Genomic DNA, 21,489 nt, shown 5'->3' with positions numbered 1-21,489 from the left:
CGTCAAGGAAACGCAGCATGACCCAGACCCTGGCCGATATGCGCCGCGACTACACTCGCGACGGCCTGACCGAAACCCAGGCGCCGGCAGAGCCGTTCGCGTTGTTTCACCAATGGTTCGAGGATGCCGTCAAGACCGAGCAGCCGCCCGTCGAAGCCAACGCCATGACGTTGGCAACGGTGGACGGCGAGGGGCGTCCGCATTGCCGTATCCTGCTGCTCAAGGGGCTGGATGAGCAGGGCTTCACCTTCTTCACCAACTACGAAAGTGCCAAGGGCCATCACCTGCGCGCCAACCCGTTCGCCGCCATGACCTTCTTCTGGCCCACCCTGGAACGCCAGGTGCGCATCGAAGGCAAGGTGGTGAAGGTCACGGCGCAGGAATCCGATGCGTATTACCAGGTACGCCCGCTGGGTAGCCGCCTGGGCGCCTGGGCATCGCCGCAGAGCCGGGTGATCGCCAACCGTGAAGAGTTGCAGGATCTGGTCAAGGCCACCGAGCAGCGCTTCAGCGATACCCAGCCGCACTGCCCCGAGCACTGGGGTGGCTACCGCCTGCTGCCGGAACGCATCGAGTTCTGGCAGGGCCGCCCGAGCCGCCTGCATGATCGTCTCAACTACCGGCTCAAACAGGGCCTGTGGCTGCGCGAGCGCCTGGCCCCTTAACCGGCGCGGTATTCGGCGGCCGCGCGTTCCAGCCAGGCCGCCAATTCCTTGCGTTTGACCTTTTGCGCCCTGGCGCTGTCCAGACGTTGTAGCATGAAGACGCGTTTGTGCTCGTCGTCCCCGGCCAGCGACAGGGCCAGGTCGCGGTCCATCCAGCGCTTGATGCGTACATACAGCCACCCGTGAAAATACAGACCCGCCAGGGTGGTTACGGCGATGATGAAGTAATCCATGTCTATCCTTGCCTGTTGAGTGTTGGGGTCATGGCGGGGATCAAGTGCCTGTACCGACGCTGAATGGAAGCAATTTTATACACCGTGTGTCGTGACAGTGGTCAACGCGCGGAGTCTAATGACTACCTGTCTTCTGGAGATGATCCTATGCGTAAATCAGTTTTGTTGGTGGCGTCGTTCACCACGATGTCGCTGCTGCTTGGCGGCTGTACCTCCAACCTGACCGGCGATTCCTATTCCCGCGATGAAGCCCGTCGCGTGCAGCAAGTGCGCATGGGTACCATCGAGTCGCTGCGTCCGGTCAAGATCGAAGGCACCAAGACCCCGATCGGCGGCGGCGCCGGTGCCATCGTGGGTGGCGTGGCCGGCAGCGCGGTAGGCGGCGGTCGTGGCAGTATCGTCGCGGCAGTCATCGGTGCGGTAGCCGGCGGCCTGGCAGGTTCTGCAGCCGAGGAAGGCCTGACCCGCACCCAGGGTGTGGAAATCACCGTGCGTGAAGACGATGGCAGCATGCGCGCCTATGTCCAGCAGGTTCAGCAGAACGAAATCTTCCGGGTGGGCGAGCGCGTTCGCATCATGACCGTGGATGGCACCAGCCGGGTTTCTCACTGAACCTTGTCCTGCAGCCCTCTGGCTATGCGGGCGTGCAAACAAAACCCCGACTCGGCACCGCCGGTCGGGGTTTTTCATTGCCGGTTCGGCATCAACTGCCGACGGCCTTGCGGCTGGCCATGGCGGTTACCGCGTAGCCGATCACCGCTGCCAGGATGGAACCGGTGAGAATGCCCATGCGGTCCATGCCGGCGTACTCGCTGCTGCCCGGCACGAAGGCCAGCGAGCCGACGAACAGGCTCATGGTGAAGCCGATGCCGCACAGGATCGCCACCCCCAGCACCTGGCCCCAGTTGGCGCCACTGGGCAGGGCGGCCAGGCCCAGCTTGATCGCCAGCCACGTCAGACCGAACACCCCGACGGTCTTGCCCAGCAGCAGGCCGACCGCGATGCCCATCGGCACATGGTGGGTAAAGCTCTCGGCGGTGACGCCGGCCAGCGACACGCCGGCATTGGCGAAGGCGAACAGAGGCAGGATACCGAACGCCACCCAGGGGTGAAGGGCGTGCTCCAGCGCCAGCAGGGGCGACGGCTCGGCGTTGCGAGTGCGCAGCGGGATGGTCAGCGCCAGGGTGACACCGGCCAGCGTGGCATGCACGCCGCTCTTGAGTACGCACACCCACAGGATCAACCCGATCACCATGTACGGCCCCAGCTTGACCACCCCCATCCGGTTCATCGCCACCAGCGCTACCAGGCAGGCGGCGGCCAGCATCAGCGACAGGCTGGACAGGGCGCCGGAGTAGAACAGGGCGATGACGATGATCGCGCCCAGGTCGTCGATGATCGCCAGGGTCATCAGGAACAGCTTGAGCGACACCGGTACACGCTTGCCGAGCAGGGCCAGCACGCCGAGGGCGAAGGCGATGTCGGTGGCGGTGGGGATCGCCCAGCCGGCCACGGCGGCGGGGTTGTCCTTGTTGAGGAAGTAGTAGATCAGTGCCGGAACCACCATGCCGCCGATGGCGGCTGCGCCGGGCAGCACGATCTGCGAGGGCCTGGACAGGTGGCCGTCGATGATCTCGCGCTTGACCTCCAGGCCGATGAGCAGAAAGAACAGTGCCATCAGGCCGTCGTTGATCCACAGCAGCAGGGGCTTGGCGATTTGCAGCGCCCCCACCTGGGCCACCACGGGCACGTCGAGCAGGCCGTTGTAGAGGTAGGAGAGGGGGGAGTTGTTGATGATCAGCGCAAGGGCAGCCGCGGCAATCAGCAGCAGGCCGCTGGCTGATTCGAGCTGGAAGAAACGCGTGAATGTGCTGCGTAGAGGCAAGGGTGCTCCTCCATCCTGAAATTCGAAGAGGAACACCCTACCCTGTGGGGATATGCTTTAGAACAAAAACTATATTCTTTTTTGTTATATGCTATTGCGGCTTTTCCGCCAGCAAGGCCAACCCCTGCAGGGGCCGATCTTGCCGGCGAAACGGCCCGCAAGCCCTACCTCACGCTTCCAGGTCCAGCCCCAGCATGCTGCGCGCCACCGCTTCGGCCACGCGAATTCCGTCCACGCCCGCCGACAGAATCCCGCCTGCATACCCAGCCCCCTCACCGGCGGGGAACAACCCCTTCAGGTTCAGGCTCTGCAGGCTGGCATCACGGGTGATGCGCAGCGGCGAGGAGGTACGCGTCTCGATGCCGGTCAACACCGCATCGGGCAGGTTGTAACCCTTGATCTGGCGGTCGAACGCCGGCAGTGCCTCACGGATCGCCTCGATGGCGAAGGCCGGCAGGCTCAGCGCCAGGTCGCCCAGGCTCACGCCCGGCTTGTACGAGGGTTCCACGCTGCCCAGGGCGGTGGATGGCTTGCCGGCGACAAAGTCGCCCACCAGTTGCGCCGGTGCCTGGTAGTTGCTGCCACCCAGCTCATAGGCCAGGCTCTCCAGACGTTCCTGCAGTTCGATGCCGGCCAGCGGGCCGCCCGGGTAGTCCTGCTCGGGGGTGATGCCGACCACGATGCCAGAGTTGGCATTGCGCTCGTTGCGCGAGTACTGGCTCATGCCGTTGGTCACCACGCGGCCCGGTTCGCTGGTGGCAGCTACCACCGTGCCGCCCGGGCACATGCAGAAGCTGTATACCGAACGTCCGTTCTTGGCGTGGTACACCAGCTTGTAGTCGGCCGCGCCGAGTTTCGGGTGTCCGGCATACTTGCCCAGGCGGGCCTTGTCGATCAGGGTCTGCGGGTGCTCGATGCGAAAGCCGATGGAGAACGGCTTGGCTTCCATGAACACGCCCCGCGCATGCAGCATGCGGAAAGTGTCGCGGGCGCTGTGCCCCAGGGCCAGGATCACGTGGCGCGAATGCAGCTGTTCGCCACTTTCGAGTACCACGCCGGTCAGTTGCTCGCCCTCGCTGATCAGGTCGGTGACCTTCTGCTCGAAACGCACCTCGCCGCCCATGGCTTCGATCTGCTGGCGCATGTTCTCGACCATGCCGGTCAGGCGGAAGGTACCGATGTGCGGCTTGTTGACGTACAGGATCTCGTCCGGCGCACCGGCCTTGACGAACTCGTGCAGCACCTTGCGGCCGTGATGCTTCGGGTCCTTGATCTGGCTGTACAGCTTGCCGTCGGAGAAGGTGCCGGCACCGCCTTCGCCAAACTGCACGTTGGACTCGGGGTTGAGCACGCTCTTGCGCCACAGGCCCCAGGTGTCCTTGGTGCGTTGGCGCACCTCCTTGCCGCGTTCGAGGATGATCGGCTTGAAGCCCATCTGTGCCAGCAGCAGGCCGGCGAAGATCCCGCACGGGCCGAAGCCGACCACTATCGGGCGTTCGGCAAGCTCGGCCGGTGCCTGGCCAACCGGCTTGTAGCTGACGTCCGGGGCCGGGGTGATGTTGTGATCGTCGGCGAACTTCTGCAGCAGCTCAGCTTCGTTGCTGGCTGTCAGGTCGATGGTGTAGATGAACAGCAGTTCGGTGTTCTTCTTGCGCGCATCGTAGCTGCGCTTGAACAGCGTGAAGTCCAGCAGCTGGTCGTCGCTGATCCCCAGGCGCTGCACGATGGCTTCGCGCAGGGCTTCGTCCGGGTGATCCAGCGGCAACTTCAGTTCAGTGATTCGTAGCATGACAGGGTCCAGTATCCCGGCCATCAAAGGGCCGGCGGCTTTGCACAAACCGCCAAGTATAAGCTGTTCGCAGGCGCTTAAGGCAGCTTAAACGCGTGCGGCCGGTCAGTCGTTGCGCGAGCCGCCGTAGTAGCCGCAGCCACGCAGGGTCTGGCCGTCGATGCGCAGCTCGGCGCTCAGGTGGCTGACCGCGCCGGTGGCGATGTCCACGCAGCGCTGCGGGGCGACCCACAGGTCGATGCGCTGGCCATTGGCTTCGGTGCTCAGTGACAGGCGCCCGTCGGGCATCTGTTCTTCCAGGTACGGCACCGCCAACGAGGGCTGGCCAGGGCGGTCGAGCACCATGCCCTGGCCGCTGGCCTTGATGTTCCAGTCCGGCTCATGGCCGCTGGCGCGCAGGATCAGGCGCTTGAAGTTCGGGTCGCTGCAGGCGCTGGAGGAGTGCTCGACGCGGTACAGCTGCTGCACGTCGAGCTGGCCATCGTTGCCGGCCTGCTGGCTGCCGGCCAGCTTGCCGCGCACGTCGGCGAACAGGGTGCCGGGGGTTGCCGCCAGTGCCGAAGCTTCCTGCAGCAGGCCGGTGTTGCCGGTGTCGCGGACCACGAAGCGGCGGCTCTCCTCGCACGGCTTGAACAGCAACTGGCCGCCAGCGGCGGACAGCTCGCCCTGCAGGCGAGTCATGCCGACGGTGGACACCGTCTCGGGTTTGTCTGCCAGCATCTGGCAACCGGCGAACAGGGGCAGCAGGGCGGCTAACAGTAGCGAAGGGGCGGCACGCATCGGGGGGCTCCAGCATCGGGTCCAGAAAAGTGCCGTCACGTTACGCAGCCTGGGGCGCAATCACAAGGCCCTAGCCCACGTGATAGGTCTGCCCGGTCTGCAGCCCCTCCACGCTCTTGGCGTAGGCCAGCGCCACGTCGGCCGCCGGTACCGGCTTGAAGCCGCGAAAGTAGGGGGCATAGTCGGGCATGGCCTCGAGCAGCACGGTCGGACTGATGGCGTTGACCCGCAGCCCGCGTGGCAGCTCGATGGCGGCGGCGCGCACGAAGGCGTCGATGGCACCGTTGACCAGGCTGGCCGAGGTGCCGGTACGGATCGGGTCGTGGCTGGTGACGCCGGTGGTGAAGGTGAACGAGCCGCCGTCATTGATGAACTCGCGACCGATCAGCAGCAGGTTGACCTGGCCCATCAGCTTGTCGTTCAGGCCCAGGGCAAACCCCTGTTCGTCCAGTTCGTCCAGGGGCGCGAACACCACGTTGCCGGCGGCGCACACCAGGGCATCGAAGCGCCCGGTCTGCTCGAACAGGCGGCGAATCGAGGCACTGTCGCTGATATCGGCCTGCAGGTCGCCGCTGTTGCGACCGACCCGGATCACCTCGTGGCGCTGTTCCAGTTCACGGGCCACGGCCGAACCGATGGTACCGCCGGCGCCGATCAGAATGATTTTCATGGGGCTGTTCCTCGTGTGTGGGGTGAGGTTTCAGTCTAGGGTGGATTTTTGCGTGAATAAGCCTGCTAATAGGCAACCTTTGGTTTTCATGCGGAAACAATCCATGAGCGAGCTGGACGATCTGGCGGCCTTTGCGGTGTTGATGGATGCGGGCAGTTTTACCCTGGCCGCGGAGCAGCTGGGCTGGAGCAAGGGGCAGTTGTCCAAGCGCATCAGCCAGCTGGAGAGCAGCCATTCGGTCAAGCTGCTGCACCGCACCACGCGGCGCCTGAGCCTGACCGCCGCGGGCGCAGCGCTGCTGCCCCAGGCCCAGGCGCTGGTGCGCCAGGTGACCCAGGCGCGCCAGGCGCTGTCGCGGCTCAAGGATGACCTGTCGGGCCCGGTGCGGGTGACGGTGCCGGTGTCGCTGGGTGAAACCTTCTTCGAAGGCCTGCTGCTGGAGCTGGGCAACCAGTACCCGCAGTTGCAGATCGAACTGGAACTGGACAATGCCTACCGCGACCTTCTGCGCGACGGCTTCGACCTGGCCATCCGACAGATCCCGGGCAATGACGAGCGCCTGGTGGCGCGGCCGCTGCTGGCCATGCAGGAGCTGACCTGCGCCAGCCCGGCGTACCTGGAGCGCCACGGCACGCCGACCACGCCGCAGGCGCTGGCCGAGCATCGCTGCCTGCTCAACAGTCATTACAGCGGACGCGAGGAATGGCTGTACCACCAGCAGCATGAATTGCTGCGGGTGCAGGTGGCGGGGAATTTTGCCAGCAATCACTACAGCCTGTTGAAGAAGGCGGTGCTGGTGGGGGCGGGGGTGGCGCGGCTGCCGTCCTACATGTTGCATGCCGAGCTGGCGGACGGGCGCTTGTGCTGGTTGCTGCGCGATTACCAGACACGCAGTACGCCGTTGTTCCTGGTGCACCCGTATCAGGGCGGGATGCCCAAACGCGTGCAGGTGGTGGCCGATTACCTGGTGCGCTGGTTCAAGCGTGGCAGCCAGGCGCTGGGTGCGTTGCCGGTACCGGCCCCTTCACCGACAACGCCGGCTCCTGCACTGTAGGAGCCGGCGTTGCCGGCGAAGGGGCCGTCTGGTTCAGCCCCCCAGGTACGCGTCGCGTACTTTCGGGTCGGTCAGCAGCGCTTCACCGGTGCCCTGCATCACCACCTGGCCGTTCTCCAGCACATAGGCACGGTCGGCGATCTTCAGGGCCTGGTTGGCGTTCTGCTCCACCAGGAACACCGTTACACCATCCTTGCGCAGCTGTTCGATGATGTCGAAGATCTGCTGGATGATGATCGGCGCCAGCCCCAGTGAGGGTTCGTCGAGCAGCAACAGCTTGGGCTTGCTCATCAGCGCACGGCCGATGGCGAGCATCTGCTGCTCGCCCCCGGACATGGTGCCGCCACGCTGGCTGAAGCGCTCCTTGAGCCGCGGGAACAGGTGCAGCACCTTGTCCATCTGCTCTTGGTAGTCGCCCTTGTCGGTGAAGAACCCGCCCATGGCCAGGTTCTCCTCCACGGTCAGGCGTGCGAACACGCGCCGACCCTCGGGCACCACGGCAATGCTCTTGCGCATGATCTGCGCCGAACTTTGCCCCACCAGCTCCTCGCCCATGTAGCGGATGCTGCCGCTGTGGGCCTGGGGCGACCCGCACAGGGTCATCAGCAGGGTCGACTTGCCCGCGCCGTTGGCGCCGATCAGGGTGACGATCTCGCCCTGGCGAATCTCCACGTTGACGCTGTGCAGCGCCTGGATCTTGCCGTAGAAGGTGGAAACGTTTTCGAACTGCAGCATTTACGCTTCCCCCAGGTAGGCTTTGATCACTTCAGGGTTGTCCCGGATCTGTTGCGGGGTGCCATCGGCCAGCGGCGTGCCCTGGTTGATCACCACGATATGGTCGGAAATGCTCATGACCAGCTTCATGTCGTGCTCGATCAGCAGCACGGTCACCCCGTGTTCCTCACGCAAGGTGCCGATCAGCGCCTTGAGGTCTTCGGTCTCTTTCGGGTTCAGGCCTGCCGCCGGCTCGTCGAGCATGAGGATCCGCGGGCGGGTCATCATGCAGCGGGCGATTTCCAGCCGGCGTTGCTGACCATAGGCCAGGGTGCCGGCGTTACGGTTGGCGAACTCGACCAGGTCGACCTTTTCCAGCCAGTACTGCGCGTACTCCATCGCCTCGTGCTCGCTGCGACGAAAGCCCGGGGTCTTGAACAGGCCGGCGAAGAAGTTGGTGTTCAGGTGACGGTGCTGGGCGATCAGCAGGTTTTCCAGCGCGGTCATTTCCTTGAACAGTCGCACGTTCTGGAAGGTACGCACCACGCCCTTGCGGGCGATCTCGTGGCCGGCCAGGCCCTGGATGGGCTGGCCGTCGAGCAGGATGCTGCCACCACTGGGCTTGTAGAAGCCGGTCAGGCAGTTGAACACGGTGGTCTTGCCGGCGCCGTTGGGGCCGATCAGTGCCACCACTTGTTTTTCCTTGACGGACAGGGCCACGCCGTTGACCGCCAACAGGCCGCCGAAGCGCATGCTCAGGCCGCTCACTTGCAGAATTTCGCGGCTCATCGACGCAGCTCCATGTGTGGACGTTGCATAGGCAGCAGGCCCTGCGGACGCCAGATCATCATCAATACCATCAGGGCACCGAACATCAGCATCCGGTATTCACTGAAGTCGCGCATCAGTTCGGGCAGCAGGATCATCACGATGGCCGCGAGGATCACGCCCAGCTGAGAGCCCATGCCGCCGAGCACGACAATGGCGAGGATGATCGCCGACTCGATGAAGGTGAACGACTCCGGCGTCACCAGGCCCTGGCGCGCGGCGAAGAAGCTGCCGGCAAAACCGGCGAAGCAGGCACCGAGGGTGAAGGCCGAGAGCTTGATGATAGTCGGGTTCAGGCCCAGCGCACGGCAGGCGATCTCGTCTTCGCGCAGCGCTTCCCAGGCGCGCCCGATCGGCATGCGCAGCAGGCGGTTGATCACGAACAGCGCCAGCAGGGCCAGCAGCAGTGCCACCAGGTACAGGAAGATCACCTTGTTGATCGAGTTGTATTCCACCCCGAAGAACTCGTGGAAGGTCTGCATGCCTTCAGCCGCCCTGCGCTCGAAGCTCAGGCCGAAGAACGACGGCTTGGGAATGTTGCTGATGCCGTTCGGGCCGCCGGTGAGGTCGGTCAGGTTACGCAGGAACAGCCGGATGATCTCGCCGAAACCCAGGGTCACGATGGCCAGGTAGTCACCGCGCAGGCGCAGCACCGGGAAGCCCAGCAGGAAGCCGAACGTGGCCGCCATCATCCCCGCGATGGGCAGGCACACCCAGAAGCTCAGGCCGAAGTAGTGCGACAGCAGCGCATAGCTGTAGGCGCCCACGGCGTAGAAGCCCACGTAGCCCAGGTCGAGCAGGCCCGCCAGGCCGACCACGATGTTCAGGCCAAGGCCCAGCATCACGTAGATCAGGATGAGCGTGGCGATGTCGACCGCACCGCGCGAACCGAAGAACGGCCACACCAGGGCAACCGCGATCAGGCCCAGGATGATGTAGCGCTGGGTGCGCGGCAGGGTCAGGAAGTTGCTGACCTTGGGCGATATCAGTGCACCCCGGGGGGCGGACCGCATCATCGCGCTCCATTGCTTGTCGAACAGCACGCGCAGGAACATCAGCACCGAGCACACCACAATCACGCTAAGGGCCAGGGGCCCCTGGCCATGCACCTGCAGGCTGATACCGACGATGCTGAGTTTCAGGCCCAGTACCGGGAATGCCACGGCCCAGACCAGCAAGGCGCTGAAAAACGCCGATTTGAGATTTCTGCTCATACTTTCTCGACCTCCGGACGGCCCAGGATGCCGGTCGGACGGAACAACAACACCAGAACCAGAAGACCGAATGCCACCACGTCCTTGTACTGGTCACCGAAGATATCGGCGCCAAAGGCCTCGGCCACGCCCAGCACCAGCCCGCCGAGCATGGCGCCCGGAATGCTGCCGATGCCACCCAGTACCGCCGCGGTAAAGGCCTTCAGGCCCACCAGGAAGCCGGCGTTGGGGTTGATCACGCCGTACTGCATGCTCAGCAGTACCGCTGCCACGGCCGCCAGGGCCGCACCGATCACGAAGGTCAGGGCGATGATGTTGTTGGTGTTGATACCCAGCAGGTTGGCCATCTTGATGTCTTCGGCACAGGCGCGACAGGCGCGGCCCAGGCGTGAACGCGAGATGAACAGGGTCAGCCCGGTCATGGCCACCAGGGTGACGACGAAAACCAGGATCTGCATGTAGGAAATCAGGACTTCCTCGGCGCCGCCCGGCCCGAAGGAGATGCTCCCCGGAATCAGGTTGGGGATCGACTTGTCCTTGGAATCCTGGGCAAGCAAGACAGTGTTCTGCAGGAAAATCGACATGCCGATGGCAGAGATCAGCGGGATCAGCCGGTTGCTGTTGCGCAAGGGGCGGTAGGCGACCCGTTCGATGCTGTAGCCATAGGCGCTGGTGACCACGATGGTCGCGATGAACGCGGCGGTCATCAGTATCGGCAGTGAGTCGATGCCCATCATGGCCAGCCCGGCAAGGGCGATGAAGGCCACGTAGGAACCGATCATGTACACCTCGCCGTGGGCGAAGTTGATCATTCCAATGATGCCGTAAACCATTGTGTAGCCAATGGCTATCAAGGCATAGGTGCTGCCAATGGTCAGGCCATTAACCAGCTGTTGGAAGAAGTGATAGATCTCAGGCATTACAGCGCTCCTAAAAACCCGATACGCATTTCACTGGTGGGCTTGCGCCCGTCCCGGCTTGTGGTCTGAGGCCACTTCGCACGGGCACTGCCAGCGAACCGCTGGTGACGGTTTTAAGATTTTCAGGTGAACCTGCTCCCGGATCGCGGGAATCAGGCCCATGAACCTCGTAAAACAAAGCCCACTGCTCGCACAGTGGGCTTGTAGTCATGGAGTGACGGGATTACTGAGGGGAAACTTCGGTTTTAGGTTTGCCGAAATGCCATTCGTAGACGACGAACTTGAAGTCCTTCAGGTCGCCGTTCTTGTCATAGGACAAGTCGCCGGTAGGGGTCTTGAAGGTGCCGGTGTGCAGGGCCTGTGCGACCTTGTCGGTGTCTTCGCTCTTGGCCGCCTTGATGCCTTCGGCGATCAGCTCCACCGCCGAGTAGGCCGGGAACACGAACGGACCGCTCGGGTCCTTGCCGTCAGCCTTGATGGCGTCGACGATGGCCTTGTTCGCAGGGTCGGCGTCGAACGACTTGGGCAGGGTTACCAGCAGGCCTTCGGAAGCGCCCTGGGCGATCTGCGAGATCGAGTCGTTGCCCACGCCCTCTGGGCCCATGAACTTGGCCTTCAGGCCTTTTTCCTGAGCCTGGCGCAGGATCAGGCCCAGCTCTGGGTGGTAGCCGCCGTAGTACACGAAGTCGACGTTGGCTTGCTTGAGCTTCTGGATGATCGAGGAGAAGTCCTTGTCGCCGGCGTTCAGGCCTTCGAACACGGCAACCTTGGTGCCTTTGCCTTCCAGGGTCTGCTTGACCGCGGTGGCGATGCCTTCACCGTACTGCTGCTTGTCGTGCAGTACCGCAACCACCTTGGGCTTGACGTGGTCGGCGATGTAGTTGCCGGCGGCCGGGCCCTGGGCGCTGTCCAGGCCGATGGTACGGAAGATCAGCTTGTAGCCGCGGGAGGTGATTTCCGGGCTGGTGGCAGCCGGGGTGATCATGATCACGCCTTCATCTTCATAGATGTCGGACGCTGGTTGAGTGGAGCTGGAGCACAGGTGGCCGACCACGAACTTGACGCCATCGTTGACCACTTTGTTGGCGACTGCCACGGCCTGTTTAGGGTCGCAGGCGTCGTCGTATTCCTTGGCTTCGAGCATCTTGCCGTCAACGCCGCCCTTGGCGTTGATGTCCTTGATGGCCTGTTTTGCACCGATGAACTGCATGTCACCGTATTGAGTAACCGGACCGGTCTTCGGGCCGGCGATGCCGATCTTGATGGTATCGGCGGCAACTGCATGGCTGGCAACCCCGGCCAGAACCATTGCGGCGAACAGCTTGGAAATCTGCTTACTCATAGTGCTCCACTCATTCTGTTGTAATTTTTATAGTCCTGGTGCCCAGGGCTACGGACCGGGATACCGTGACGGCCACGCCGTCCCGCCTTTCCCGTGTTCCCCCGCAAAATGCCCTGGCAACTGTACCGGTACAGTGTAGAGCGCCGCTTGATCGATTGAAAAGCGGGCTTTTCGGGGCAAAATCCGGGGGTGTCGCCTAATCGACAGAAAGTTACATAAAGGCGCCGCCAATTTGCCAGCATGCTGCGGCGGGGCGTGATCTTCATGGCCTTGTCGATCAATTACTTATTTGAAACTGGGTTTTTCTGCAAAAATAGCGACCTTTCAGTGGTCGAATTATTTCTGGTAGGAACCCATGACAGATCAACCAAGCACCCTCTATGCCAAATTGCTCGGCGAGACTGCAATCATCGAGTGGAAAGCGCTGGAGCGTTTTTGGGCCAAGGGTGACCTGATTTGGGTCGACCCGTCGCTGGACCTGATCGAGGTGGCGTCGGCAATGGCCGAAAACCGCAGTGAAACCGTGGAAAAATGGCGAAATGATGGCACGGTCGTGCCGGTGACTGCCGAGCAGGCGCTAGACCTTTCGCACACGATTGCGCCGATCTGGGCAGTGGTGGTTTCGCCGTTTATCGTGATTCAGAAAAGGTCCGCGCCCTGATCTGGTGCGCAAAAACGAACAGCCGGAAGATTTTGGTGCGCGAGGGCGTTCAGGCGGGGTGGTTGTTGGTAACAGTGGGGCAGGGGTTCAAAAAACGCGGTAACAGTTCTTGCCTCATCGCGGGTCAAGCCCGCTCCCACAGGTTGGTGGAGACCTTGGTGGGAGCGGGCTTGACCCGCGATGGCCGCAAAGCCGCCGCGCAGATTACTCGTAGTCTGTCTTGCCCGTATGGCTGTTGAGCGAAATCACCCGCGTCTTGCCGATGCGGTGACGGTAGATCTCGCGCAGGTACTTCACCGCCTTCTTCACGCACTCGCGTGACAGGCGGATATCGTTGATCGACACGAACTTGCTCTTGTCGTTGATCAGCTCGCGGTACTTCTTCTCGTACATCGGCTTGATCGCGTACCAGTTGGTATCGAGGATCTTGGCCGGGTTCTCGAACTCGTTGAGCAGGTCGTCGATACGGTCCTCGTCGAATTCCTCACGGGTGATGAAGTCGAGGATGGCGTTGTCCAGCGTGTCGTCGAAACGGTACGGGGTGCGCGCGAAACAGCGCTTGATGAACGCCACGATCAGGGTCAGGAAGTCGTCCGACAGGCACGGGCTCTTGGCGATCAGGGTGGTCAGCGACAGGTTGGCCGAGGCGCCGATCACCAGCGCGTAGCGCTTGAGCGTGGTGTTGGGGAACAGGCTGTTGAGGTGGGTCTTGAGCCGGTTCAGGTCCATGTACGAGAGCTTGTAGTCCTTGGGCAGGGACACGATCGACACCACCGACGAGCAGTTCTTGAAGAAGTGCAGGTCATGCAGCGCCGCGGCGTCGTAGCCGGAGGTCTTGTACTGCTCCAGGGCCGCGCGATAGCGCTTGGACTCGATCGGCAGCAGGCTGATGCCCTCGATCGCCTGGGTCACCTTGTTGAAGTGCGGCAGGTCGATGGAGCGGAAGAACAGGTCGTCGATGTTGAGCTGCGGCTTCTCTTTCTCGAACACCTTGAACTTGTCGTTGCCTGGCGCCGGCTGCTCGGGCACTACCGATTCGGCGTAGGCGATGGCCACCGGGCCGGCCAGGCTCATGAACAGGTCGTTGGCATCCAGGCGGATGGTCTCGCCGATGTCGATGCCGGCGCGCCGGAAGTAGTTCTGGTCGTAGTCGGTGGTCACCGCCTGGGCGGTGAGGATGTTGAAGATCTGCTGCGAGATGTACTGGTTGGCGTGCTTCTCCATGGCATTGACGTCAATGTCCTGGATGTTGCCGTCATCGTTCTCCTCGGCATAGCGCATGATGTCGTTGGAGATCAGCATCATCGCGTTCCACGGACGGATACGCCCCATCACGCTGGCTTCGCTGCTGTCCTCGTTGTCGAAGTTGTACGAGAAGTCCCATTCCTCCGACAGGTACTTGCACAGCAGGCGGCCGGCGTTGATGTGCAGTGCCTCGGACATCTCGCTGCGGTGGTCGGAGATGTTCGGCAGCACGCAGATGCCGCTGGTGAAGATCGGCTCGAAGACGAAGGAGTGCCCGCTCTTGGTGTCGTTCTCGTCGGCCGGCTTGGTGTCGAACGTCTTGTTCATGTACGAGAACTGCTGGGCCAGGCCGAACTCCGAAGCCATGCCCGAGCCGGTACCGCCACCGGCGCTGAAGATGTAGAAGTACAGGCGCGACTGGTTGGCCTTGATGCCGCACGAGTCGATCAGGTACGAGTGGATCAGCTTCCAGTCGGCACTGGAGAAGCGCTGGGTTTCCTTGTTGAGGATGATCTTGGCCAGGTACTGGCCCAGGATCGGCGCGTTGCCGGCGCCGCCCGCATGCACCTCGGACAGGTCCATGATCTTCATCTTGCTGTAGTCGCGCAGAAAGCCGCTCTTCTCGCCCTTGCGCGAAAAACGGATGCGCCCGGCGATGTCCTTGTCCAGGTCGCCCAGCATCACCAGCGGTTCCACCAGGAACACCGGCTTGGCGCCCTTGTTCTGCACCAGGCGCAGGTTGTTGCGGATCCAGCGGCCCGGGCTGTAGGGCTGCTCGCCGGCGTGGCGGTCTTCGTTGTTGAATTCGTTGAGGTAGAAGGTGCGGGCGTTGTACACCAGCTCCGCCACATCCAGGGCAATGTTCGAACCGCAACGACCCAGGCCGATCAGGCACACCGAAGGGAACTGTTGGTCCAGGCGCAACTGGGTGTCATCTTCGACATGCACACTGGGCGGGAACACCAGGTCGCGCAGGCCGTCGAGGTTGTCCAGGATGCGCTGGATGTCGGTCTCGGTGTAATACAGGTACTGCTGCGGCGTAGCCGCGCGCGGGCTGTAGTATTCTCGAGGCGCCGGGGCGGTGAGCGCGGTGGAGGATGACATCAGCTCGGAAACCGCGGTGGCAGAAGTATTCTTTGAGGTCATTTTGCGCCATTTGCCTGGGTGGACGGCTGGTAAAAGTCGATATCATCGAGCCATCACGGGATAAGTTTCGCGACTGTATCAGTGCGCCTTTGGCGTGAGCGATAGGGTCCTGCCCTATAACCCTCTAAGGGTTTTCCTGTCACGTCTGAGAACTGAATCGTCCGCATCGCCAACTTCTTTAATTTGCCAGGAGCTGTCATGAGCATTGCACTACCTTCGCTGGGGTTCGCCGGTATCGGTCTGATGGGATTGCCCATGTGTCGGCGCCTGCTGGCGGCCGGTTTTCCGTTGACCGTGTGGAACCGTTCATCGGACAAGTGCGCGCCACTGGTGGCCGCCGGGGCGAGCCAGGCGAACAGCCCGGCAGAGCTCTGCGCGGCGGCGGACGTGGTGATGCTGTGCCTGGCCGACACCCAGGTGGTGCACGAGGTGGTGTTCGGTGACGACGGTATCGCCGCAGGCGGCGCGGCCGGGCAGCTGCTGGTGGATTTTTCCAGCCTGGAGCCCGGCGCCACGCGGCAAATGGCCGCACAGCTGAGGCAGGCCTGCGGCATGCACTGGCTGGATGCACCGGTGTCGGGCGGCACCCCGGGCGCCGAGGCCGGTAGCCTGGCGATCATGGTCGGCGGCGAGGCGGCCGATCTTGAGCGGGTGCGCCCGGTGCTCCAGGTGCTGGGGCAGCGGGTCACGCACATGGGCGCGGTGGGGGCAGGGCAGGTGACCAAGGCCTGCAACCAGATGATCGTGGCCTGCAACGCACTGGTGATTGCCGAGGTGGTGGCCCTGGCCGAACAGTCAGGGGTGGATGCCAGCCTGATCGCCGAAGCCCTGGCGGGCGGTTTCGCCGATTCCAGGCCGCTGCAGATCCTGGCCCCGCAAATGGCCGAGCAGCGTTACGAGCCGGTGAAGTGGCACGTGCGCACCTTGCTCAAGGACCTGGATACGGCGGTCAAGTTTTCCCGCGAGCAGGGCTCGGCCACCCCGATCAGCGGCCTGGCGGCGCAGCTGATGCGCTTGCACGGCAGCCAGGGTTACCTGGAAAAGGATCCCGCAACCCTGGTCGAGCTGTTTCGCCGCAAGCCATAGGCAGGTCGCTGCACTGGTTGAGGCTGCCGAGCACCGCGTGCAGCTCGCCCATCGGTACCGGGCGGCTGAACAGGTAGCCCTGCAGAAAGTCGCAGCCCTGCTGGCGCAGGAACTGGTACTGCTCGACGGTTTCCACTCCCTCGGTCACCACCTTCAGGTGCAGAGTGTGGGCCATGATGATGATGGCCTGCACGATGTCCATGTCCTGCTCGGAGTGGGGGATGTCCTGGATGAACGAGCGGTCGATCTTCAGCGTGTCCAGCGGCAGGCGCTTGAGGTAGGCCAGCGATGAGTAGCCGGTGCCGAAGTCGTCGATCGAGAGTGAAACGCCCTTGGCCCGGATACGCTTGAGCAGGGCGATGGTGTTGTGGATGTTGCCCATCAGCGCGTTTTCGGTCACCTCCATTTCCAGGCGCCAGGCCGGCAGCCCCGCGCTGAACAGCGCATCTTCCACTTCGCTGACGAGTTCTTCGCGGCCCAGGGTCAGCGCCGAGCAGTTGACGGTGACCTTGAGTTGGTCGAAGCCATGGCGGCTCAACTGCGCCAGGTCCTGGCAGGCGCGGCGCAACACCCACAGGTCGAGCTCGCCGATCAGGCCGTTGGCTTCGGCAATGCCGATGAAGCGGTCGGGGCTGAGCAGGCCGTGCTGCGGGTGCTGCCAGCGGATCAGCGCTTCGAGCTTGGCCACCTGGCCGCTGGCCAGGTCGAAGATCGGCTGGTAGTGGATGCGCAGCCCGCGTTCTTCTAGCAGGGCCACGCGCAGCTCCTCCTCCAGTTGCAGCTCCAGGGTGGCGCGGGTTTTCAGGTTGCTGCTGAAGAAGTTCAGGTTGTTGCGCCCGCAGCCCTTGGACTGATACAGGGCCAGGTCCGCGTGCTTGAGCAGCTCGTCGCAGCTTTCGCCATCGTCGGGAAACACGCTGATGCCGATGCTGGTGGTCATCACCATGCGCCGGCCGCTCAGGTCGATCGGTTCCTTGACCTTGTGCATGATGCGCTGCGCCAGGTGGCGGGCCTCGTCGCGGTTGTGCAGGCCGATCAGAATGCAGAACTCGTCGCCGCCGAAGCGGGCCACCACGTCGTGGCTGCGGGTGGCGCTCTTGATCTGCGCGGCGATCACCTGCAGCAGCTGATCCCCCGCGTCATGGCCCAGGCTGTCGTTGATGCGCTTGAAGTGGTCGATGTCCAGGAACATCACCGCCAGCATGCCGCCGCTGGCCGCCTGTTCGGCCAGGCGCTCGGCGAACAGCTGGTTGAAACCGCGACGGTTGACCAGGTTGGTCAGTGCATCGTAGTGCGCCGCCTGTTGCAGCGAGACCCGTGCCTGGTCCAGCTGGCTGAGCAGCATGTTGACCCGGCGCAGGTCGTGCTCCTTGCTCTGCAGCTTCTTGTCCGACAGGGCGGCGCTGATGCAACTGGCGCTGATCAGCAGGGCGACGAAGGCGATGGCCAGGCTCAGGTGCAGGCTGTTGTCGGTGATCGGCAACTGCAGCGGCGCGTCCACGGGCAGCACCAGGGTCAGGGCCCACATGCCGGTGAAATGGGTGGCGATGATGCCGGTGGCCATCACCAGGCTGGCGACGTACCTGGGCCAGTTGCTCTGGGCCGGGCGGTAGCGGGTCAGCAGCAACGCCAGCAGGCTGACGCCGAAGGCGACCACCACCGAACTTGCCAGCAGGTCGGCGCGGTAGAACTGCGAGGCGTTGGAGCGCATGGCTGCCATGCCGGTGTAATGCATGGCGCCGATGCCCAGGCCGATGGCGATGGCCGCCAGCACATGCTGGTGCAGGCGCGGCTGGGGTGTGCCGAGCAGGTTCATCGCACTCCAGGCGGCGAGCAGCATCAGCAGCAGCGATACGGCCGTCAGGGCCAGGTCGTAGTGCACCTCGAGGGGGGCCTGGAAGGCGAGCATGCCGATGAAGTGCATGCCCCACACGCTGCAGGCCAGGCAGAAGGTGCCGAGCAGGCGCCATTGACGTTGGGCGGCGCTGTGCTCGGCATTGCCCACGCGTTCGATGATGTCGAAGGTGGCGAAACTGCCCGCGCAGGCGACCAGGTAGGCAAGTGCCACCAGGTAAGGGTTGTGCCGGCAATCGAGAAGCAATTGTCCGGTTGCGGGAAGTTCGGCGAGTACATGCAGCCCCTGCCACTCCATAGCATGCCTCTTGGTCCGGTGTGCACGCGGCCTCCAGCGGAGTGGAGACGGTTTTGGCTGAGTATAGGAAGAGAGCATTAACCCATCGGGATTAATGGCAGATTGACTTGTATGGATTGGAGATTGGGGCGATAGCGTTTGGTTCTAAAACCGAGTCGCGCCCTTGGCCGGCAAGGCCGGCTCCTGCATCGATCATGCAGGAGCCAGCCAGTGGGTCAGCCGGCGACCAGTACCCGAATTGCCTCAAGGCGCAGTGCGGCCTTCTCCAGCATGGCCAGGCCCTGCTCGCGTTGCGCACGCAAGGCCTGGATTTCGGTGTCGCGCACGGTCGGGTTGACCGCCTGCAATGCGGTCAGGCGCGCCAGTTCTTCATCGGTTTCGGCTGCCAGGCGGCGCTGCGCCTCGGCCACACGCTCGGCGTGGCGCGGCATGATCTTGGCCTCGCCGGCATTGATGCGCGGGGTCAGGACATCGCGCTGGGCCTGGATGAACTTGTTGGCGCTGGCCTTGGGCACGCTTTCGAGCTGGTCGTTGAGGGTCTCGAACGACACCCGCGCCGCCAGGTCGTTGCCGTTGGTGTCGAGCAGGCAGCGCAGCGCTGCCGGCGGCAGGTAGCGGCCCAGTTGCAGGGCGCGCGGGGCGACCACTTCGCTGACGTACAGCAGTTCGAGCAGCACGGTGCCCGGCTTGAGCGCCTTGTTCTTGATCAGCGCCACCGCGGTATTGCCCATCGAGCCGCTGAGCACCAGGTCCATGCCGCCCTGCACCATGGGGTGTTCCCAAGTGATGAACTGCATGTCCTCGCGCGACAGCGCCTGGTTGCGGTCGTAGGTGATGGTCACGCCTTCGTCGTCGCCCAGCGGGAAGCTGGCGTCGAGCATCTTCTCGCTCGGCTTGAGGATCAGGGCGTTTTCCGAGTGGTCCTCGCTGTCGATACCGAAGGCGTCGAACAGGGTTTCCATGTAGATCGGCAGCGCGAACTGGTCGTCCTGCTCGAGGATCGCCTCCACCAGCGCCTGGCCTTCGCCGGCACCACCGGAGTTGAGCTCCAGCAGGCGGTCGCGGCCGCTGTGCAGCTCCGACTCCAGGCGCTGGCGCTCGGCGCAGGCTTCGTTGACCAGCGCTTCCCACTCGCCGTCGTCGCCGCTTTCCAGCAGCGGCAGCAGGCGCGGGCCGAACTGGTGCTGCAGGGCGTTGCCGGTAGGGCAGGTATTGAGGAAGGCATTGAGTGCCTGGTGGTACCACTGGAACAGGCGCTCCTGCGGGCTGTTCTGCAGGTGCGGTACATGCAGCTCGATGGTGTGCTTCTGGCCGATACGGTCCAGGCGGCCGATGCGCTGTTCCAGCAGGTCGGGGTGGGCCGGCAGGTCGAACAGCACCAGGTGGTGGGCGAACTGGAAGTTGCGGCCTTCGCTGCCGATTTCCGAGCAGATCAGCACCTGCGCGCCGAACTCTTCGTCGGCAAAGTAGGCGGCGGCGCGGTCGCGCTCCAGGATGCTCATGCCCTCATGGAACACCGTGGCCGGAATGCCCGAGCGCACGCGCAGGGCGTCTTCCAGGTCCATCGCGGTTTCGGCGTGGGCGCAGATCACCAGCACCTTGACCCGCTTGAGCATCTTGAGGGTGTCGATCAGCCATTCGACCCGTGGGTCGAAGCGCCACCAGCGGCTCTCTTCGTCGCTGTCGCCCTGGGCCTGGAAGCTGACTTCCGGGTACAGGTCGGCATGCTCGCCCACCGGCAGTTCCATGTACTCGTCGGGGCACGGCAGCGGGTAGGCGTGCAGCTGGCGCTGCGGGAAGCCCTGCACCGCGGCACGGGTGTTGCGAAACAGCACGCGGCCGGTGCCGTGGCGGTCCAGCAGCTCGCGGATCAGGCGTGCGCTGGCCTGGGTGTCGCCATCGTTGACTGCGGCCAGCAGCGCCTCGCCTTCGGCACCCAGGAAGCCCTGGATGGTGGCGTGGGCCTTGGGCGACAGGCGGCCTTCATCGAGCAGCTCCTGCACCGCCTCGGCCACCGGGCGATAGTTGTCGCTCTCGGCGCGGAATGCGGCCAGGTCATGGAAACGGTTGGGGTCGAGCAGGCGCAGGCGTGCGAAGTGGCTGTCCTGGCCCAGTTGCTCGGGGGTGGCGGTCAGCAGCAGTACGCCGGGGATGACCTCGGCCAGTTGCTCGACCAGCGCGTACTCCGGGCTGACCTGGTCTTCGTGCCACACCAGGTGGTGCGCCTCGTCGACCACCAGCAGGTCCCAGCCGGCGGCGAACAGCGCGTCCTGGGCCTTTTCATCCTCGGTCAGCCACTCCAGCGCCACCAGCGCCAGTTGCGCATCCTCGAACGGGTTGCTGGCATCGCTTTCGATGAAGCGCTCGGCGTCGAACAGAGCCACCTGCAGGTTGAAACGGCGGCGCATTTCCACCAGCCACTGGTGCTGCAGGTTCTCCGGCACCAGGATCAGCACGCGGCTGGCGCGACCCGTGAGCAGCTGGCGATGGATCACCAGGCCGGCTTCGATGGTCTTGCCCAGGCCCACTTCGTCGGCCAGCAGTACGCGCGGGGCGATACGGTCGGCCACTTCGCGGGCAATGTGCAACTGGTGGGCGATCGGCTGGGCACGGGTGCCGCCCAGGCCCCACAGCGACGACTGCAACTGGCGGCTGGTGTGTTCCAGGGTGTTGTAGCGCAGCGAGAACCACGCCAGCGGGTCGATCTGCCCGGCGAACAGGCGGTCGCTGGCCAGGCGGAACTGGATGAAGTTCGACAGCTGGGTTTCAGGCAGGGTGCAGGCCTGGTTCTGGGCATCGAGGCCGTGGTAGACCATCAGGCCGTCGATGACCTCGACTTCGCGCACGGTCAGCTTCCAGCCTTCGAAGTGGGTGATCTGGTCGCCCGGCGAGAAACGCACGCGGGTCAGGGGCGCATTGCGCAGGGAGTACTGGCGGGTGTCGCCAGTGGCCGGGTAGAGCACGGTCAACAAGCGGCCGTCCTGTGCCAGAACGGTCCCTAGACCCAGCTCGGCTTCGCTGTCGCTGATCCAGCGTTGCCCCGGTTGATACTGCTGCGCCATACTGCCTGACTCCCGCCATTCAAAAGGCGACTATCTTAACGGA

18 protein-coding genes are annotated in these 21,489 nt (G+C 63.8%); 5 read left to right on the top strand and 13 right to left on the bottom strand.

The window, feature by feature from the left end; all coding sequences use genetic code 11:
* The first annotated feature begins 17 nt into the window (after window positions 1-17).
* Window positions 18-665: a pyridoxamine 5'-phosphate oxidase gene (gene pdxH / locus NJH59_RS10100; RefSeq protein WP_043862620.1), complete on the top strand. Its 648-nt coding sequence runs from the start codon at window positions 18-20 to the stop codon at window positions 663-665.
* On the opposite strand, the gene NJH59_RS10095 is transcribed toward pdxH, so the two are convergent.
* The gene (locus NJH59_RS10095) at window positions 662-898 is read right to left on the bottom strand and encodes a hypothetical protein (protein WP_043862619.1); all 237 of its coding nucleotides are present in this window, start codon (window positions 896-898) and stop codon (window positions 662-664) included. The genes pdxH and NJH59_RS10095 overlap by 4 nt on opposite strands.
* Before the next feature lie 147 nt (window positions 899-1,045).
* On the opposite strand from NJH59_RS10095, the gene NJH59_RS10090 reads away from it, so the two are divergent.
* Window positions 1,046-1,510: a glycine zipper 2TM domain-containing protein gene (locus NJH59_RS10090; protein WP_043862618.1), complete on the top strand. Its 465-nt coding sequence runs from the start codon at window positions 1,046-1,048 to the stop codon at window positions 1,508-1,510.
* A gap of 91 nt (window positions 1,511-1,601) precedes the next feature.
* On the opposite strand, the gene nhaA is transcribed toward NJH59_RS10090, so the two are convergent.
* The 4 genes from nhaA to NJH59_RS10070 all read right to left on the bottom strand — a co-directional run bounded on the left by nhaA (window position 1,602) and on the right by NJH59_RS10070 (window position 6,022).
* A complete protein-coding gene (gene nhaA / locus NJH59_RS10085; RefSeq protein WP_078480555.1) occupies window positions 1,602-2,783 on the bottom strand; it encodes a Na+/H+ antiporter NhaA in 1,182 nt (393 codons plus the stop codon).
* Between the two features lie 169 nt (window positions 2,784-2,952).
* Window positions 2,953-4,572: an NAD(P)/FAD-dependent oxidoreductase gene (locus NJH59_RS10080; protein ID WP_043862616.1), complete on the bottom strand. Its 1,620-nt coding sequence runs from the start codon at window positions 4,570-4,572 to the stop codon at window positions 2,953-2,955.
* Between the two features lie 105 nt (window positions 4,573-4,677).
* A complete protein-coding gene (locus NJH59_RS10075; protein ID WP_043862615.1) occupies window positions 4,678-5,352 on the bottom strand; it encodes a COG3650 family protein in 675 nt (224 codons plus the stop codon).
* 70 nt (window positions 5,353-5,422) lie between these two features.
* Entirely contained in the window at window positions 5,423-6,022 is a 600-nt protein-coding gene (locus NJH59_RS10070; RefSeq protein ID WP_043862614.1) for a short chain dehydrogenase, read from the bottom strand.
* A 103-nt stretch (window positions 6,023-6,125) separates the two neighbouring features.
* Between NJH59_RS10070 and NJH59_RS10065 the strand changes: the two genes are divergently transcribed.
* Window positions 6,126-7,076, top strand: a complete 951-nt coding sequence (locus tag NJH59_RS10065) for a LysR family transcriptional regulator (RefSeq protein WP_043862613.1) — start codon at window positions 6,126-6,128, stop codon at window positions 7,074-7,076.
* A 33-nt stretch (window positions 7,077-7,109) separates the two neighbouring features.
* Here NJH59_RS10065 and NJH59_RS10060 read toward each other — a convergent pair whose 3' ends face one another.
* The 5 genes from NJH59_RS10060 to NJH59_RS10040 form a co-directional block, all read right to left on the bottom strand.
* Window positions 7,110-7,811, bottom strand: a complete 702-nt coding sequence (locus NJH59_RS10060) for an ABC transporter ATP-binding protein (RefSeq protein ID WP_253086734.1) — start codon at window positions 7,809-7,811, stop codon at window positions 7,110-7,112.
* On the bottom strand, window positions 7,812-8,579 hold the full coding sequence (gene livG, locus NJH59_RS10055) for a high-affinity branched-chain amino acid ABC transporter ATP-binding protein LivG (protein ID WP_054914726.1): 768 nt from the start codon (window positions 8,577-8,579) through the stop codon (window positions 7,812-7,814).
* Window positions 8,576-9,832 (bottom strand): high-affinity branched-chain amino acid ABC transporter permease LivM, encoded by a 1,257-nt coding sequence (locus NJH59_RS10050; protein WP_043862610.1) that lies wholly within the window; start codon window positions 9,830-9,832, stop codon window positions 8,576-8,578. The genes livG and NJH59_RS10050 overlap by 4 nt, the downstream gene beginning before the upstream one ends.
* Window positions 9,829-10,752 carry a high-affinity branched-chain amino acid ABC transporter permease LivH gene (livH, locus tag NJH59_RS10045; RefSeq protein WP_043862609.1) on the bottom strand — a complete coding sequence of 308 codons (924 nt, stop codon included), beginning with the start codon at window positions 10,750-10,752 and terminating at the stop codon, window positions 9,829-9,831. Before livH ends, NJH59_RS10050 begins: the two co-directional genes overlap by 4 nt.
* A gap of 223 nt (window positions 10,753-10,975) precedes the next feature.
* Window positions 10,976-12,094 (bottom strand): branched-chain amino acid ABC transporter substrate-binding protein, encoded by a 1,119-nt coding sequence (locus NJH59_RS10040; RefSeq protein WP_043862608.1) that lies wholly within the window; start codon window positions 12,092-12,094, stop codon window positions 10,976-10,978.
* Between the two features lie 355 nt (window positions 12,095-12,449).
* Between NJH59_RS10040 and NJH59_RS10035 the strand changes: the two genes are divergently transcribed.
* Window positions 12,450-12,755, top strand: coding sequence for a DUF2288 domain-containing protein (locus NJH59_RS10035; protein ID WP_100633619.1), 306 nt, complete (start codon window positions 12,450-12,452; stop codon window positions 12,753-12,755).
* A 204-nt stretch (window positions 12,756-12,959) separates the two neighbouring features.
* On the opposite strand, the gene NJH59_RS10030 is transcribed toward NJH59_RS10035, so the two are convergent.
* On the bottom strand, window positions 12,960-15,146 hold the full coding sequence (locus tag NJH59_RS10030) for a hypothetical protein (protein WP_116052150.1): 2,187 nt from the start codon (window positions 15,144-15,146) through the stop codon (window positions 12,960-12,962).
* Between the two features lie 198 nt (window positions 15,147-15,344).
* Between NJH59_RS10030 and NJH59_RS10025 the strand changes: the two genes are divergently transcribed.
* Entirely contained in the window at window positions 15,345-16,232 is an 888-nt protein-coding gene (locus NJH59_RS10025; RefSeq protein WP_043862605.1) for an NAD(P)-dependent oxidoreductase, read from the top strand.
* Here NJH59_RS10025 and NJH59_RS10020 read toward each other — a convergent pair.
* Entirely contained in the window at window positions 16,132-18,384 is a 2,253-nt protein-coding gene (locus NJH59_RS10020; RefSeq protein ID WP_116052149.1) for an EAL domain-containing protein, read from the bottom strand. The genes NJH59_RS10025 and NJH59_RS10020 overlap by 101 nt on opposite strands.
* Window positions 18,385-18,599: 215 nt before the next feature.
* The gene (gene rapA, locus NJH59_RS10015; protein WP_054914722.1) at window positions 18,600-21,446 is read right to left on the bottom strand and encodes an RNA polymerase-associated protein RapA; all 2,847 of its coding nucleotides are present in this window, start codon (window positions 21,444-21,446) and stop codon (window positions 18,600-18,602) included.
* Window positions 21,447-21,489: the final 43 nt, after the last annotated feature.

Source organism: Pseudomonas sp. VE 267-6A (assembly GCF_024126555.1).
Lineage (GTDB): Bacteria > Pseudomonadota > Gammaproteobacteria > Pseudomonadales > Pseudomonadaceae > Aquipseudomonas > Aquipseudomonas palmensis.
This window is presented reverse-complemented; position numbering and strand designations above follow the sequence as displayed.

Bases quoted from the DNA above. Each gene is read 5' to 3' on its own strand.
- rapA (WP_054914722.1), bottom strand. From the start codon at position 21,446: ATGGCGCAGCAGTATCAACCGGGGCAACGCTGGATCAGCGACAGCGAA.
- livG (WP_054914726.1), bottom strand. From the start codon at position 8,579: ATGAGCCGCGAAATTCTGCAAGTGAGCGGCCTGAGCATGCGCTTCGGC.
- NJH59_RS10030 (WP_116052150.1), bottom strand. From the start codon at position 15,146: ATGACCTCAAAGAATACTTCTGCCACCGCGGTTTCCGAGCTGATGTCA.
- livH (WP_043862609.1), bottom strand. From the start codon at position 10,752: ATGCCTGAGATCTATCACTTCTTCCAACAGCTGGTTAATGGCCTGACC.
- NJH59_RS10075 (WP_043862615.1), bottom strand. From the start codon at position 5,352: ATGCGTGCCGCCCCTTCGCTACTGTTAGCCGCCCTGCTGCCCCTGTTC.
- NJH59_RS10090 (WP_043862618.1), top strand. From the start codon at position 1,046: ATGCGTAAATCAGTTTTGTTGGTGGCGTCGTTCACCACGATGTCGCTG.
- NJH59_RS10050 (WP_043862610.1), bottom strand. From the start codon at position 9,832: ATGAGCAGAAATCTCAAATCGGCGTTTTTCAGCGCCTTGCTGGTCTGG.
- NJH59_RS10035 (WP_100633619.1), top strand. From the start codon at position 12,450: ATGACAGATCAACCAAGCACCCTCTATGCCAAATTGCTCGGCGAGACT.
- NJH59_RS10080 (WP_043862616.1), bottom strand. From the start codon at position 4,572: ATGCTACGAATCACTGAACTGAAGTTGCCGCTGGATCACCCGGACGAA.
- NJH59_RS10070 (WP_043862614.1), bottom strand. From the start codon at position 6,022: ATGAAAATCATTCTGATCGGCGCCGGCGGTACCATCGGTTCGGCCGTG.
- pdxH (WP_043862620.1), top strand. From the start codon at position 18: ATGACCCAGACCCTGGCCGATATGCGCCGCGACTACACTCGCGACGGC.
- NJH59_RS10025 (WP_043862605.1), top strand. From the start codon at position 15,345: ATGAGCATTGCACTACCTTCGCTGGGGTTCGCCGGTATCGGTCTGATG.
- NJH59_RS10065 (WP_043862613.1), top strand. From the start codon at position 6,126: ATGAGCGAGCTGGACGATCTGGCGGCCTTTGCGGTGTTGATGGATGCG.
- NJH59_RS10020 (WP_116052149.1), bottom strand. From the start codon at position 18,384: ATGGAGTGGCAGGGGCTGCATGTACTCGCCGAACTTCCCGCAACCGGA.
- NJH59_RS10095 (WP_043862619.1), bottom strand. From the start codon at position 898: ATGGATTACTTCATCATCGCCGTAACCACCCTGGCGGGTCTGTATTTT.
- NJH59_RS10040 (WP_043862608.1), bottom strand. From the start codon at position 12,094: ATGAGTAAGCAGATTTCCAAGCTGTTCGCCGCAATGGTTCTGGCCGGG.
- NJH59_RS10060 (WP_253086734.1), bottom strand. From the start codon at position 7,811: ATGCTGCAGTTCGAAAACGTTTCCACCTTCTACGGCAAGATCCAGGCG.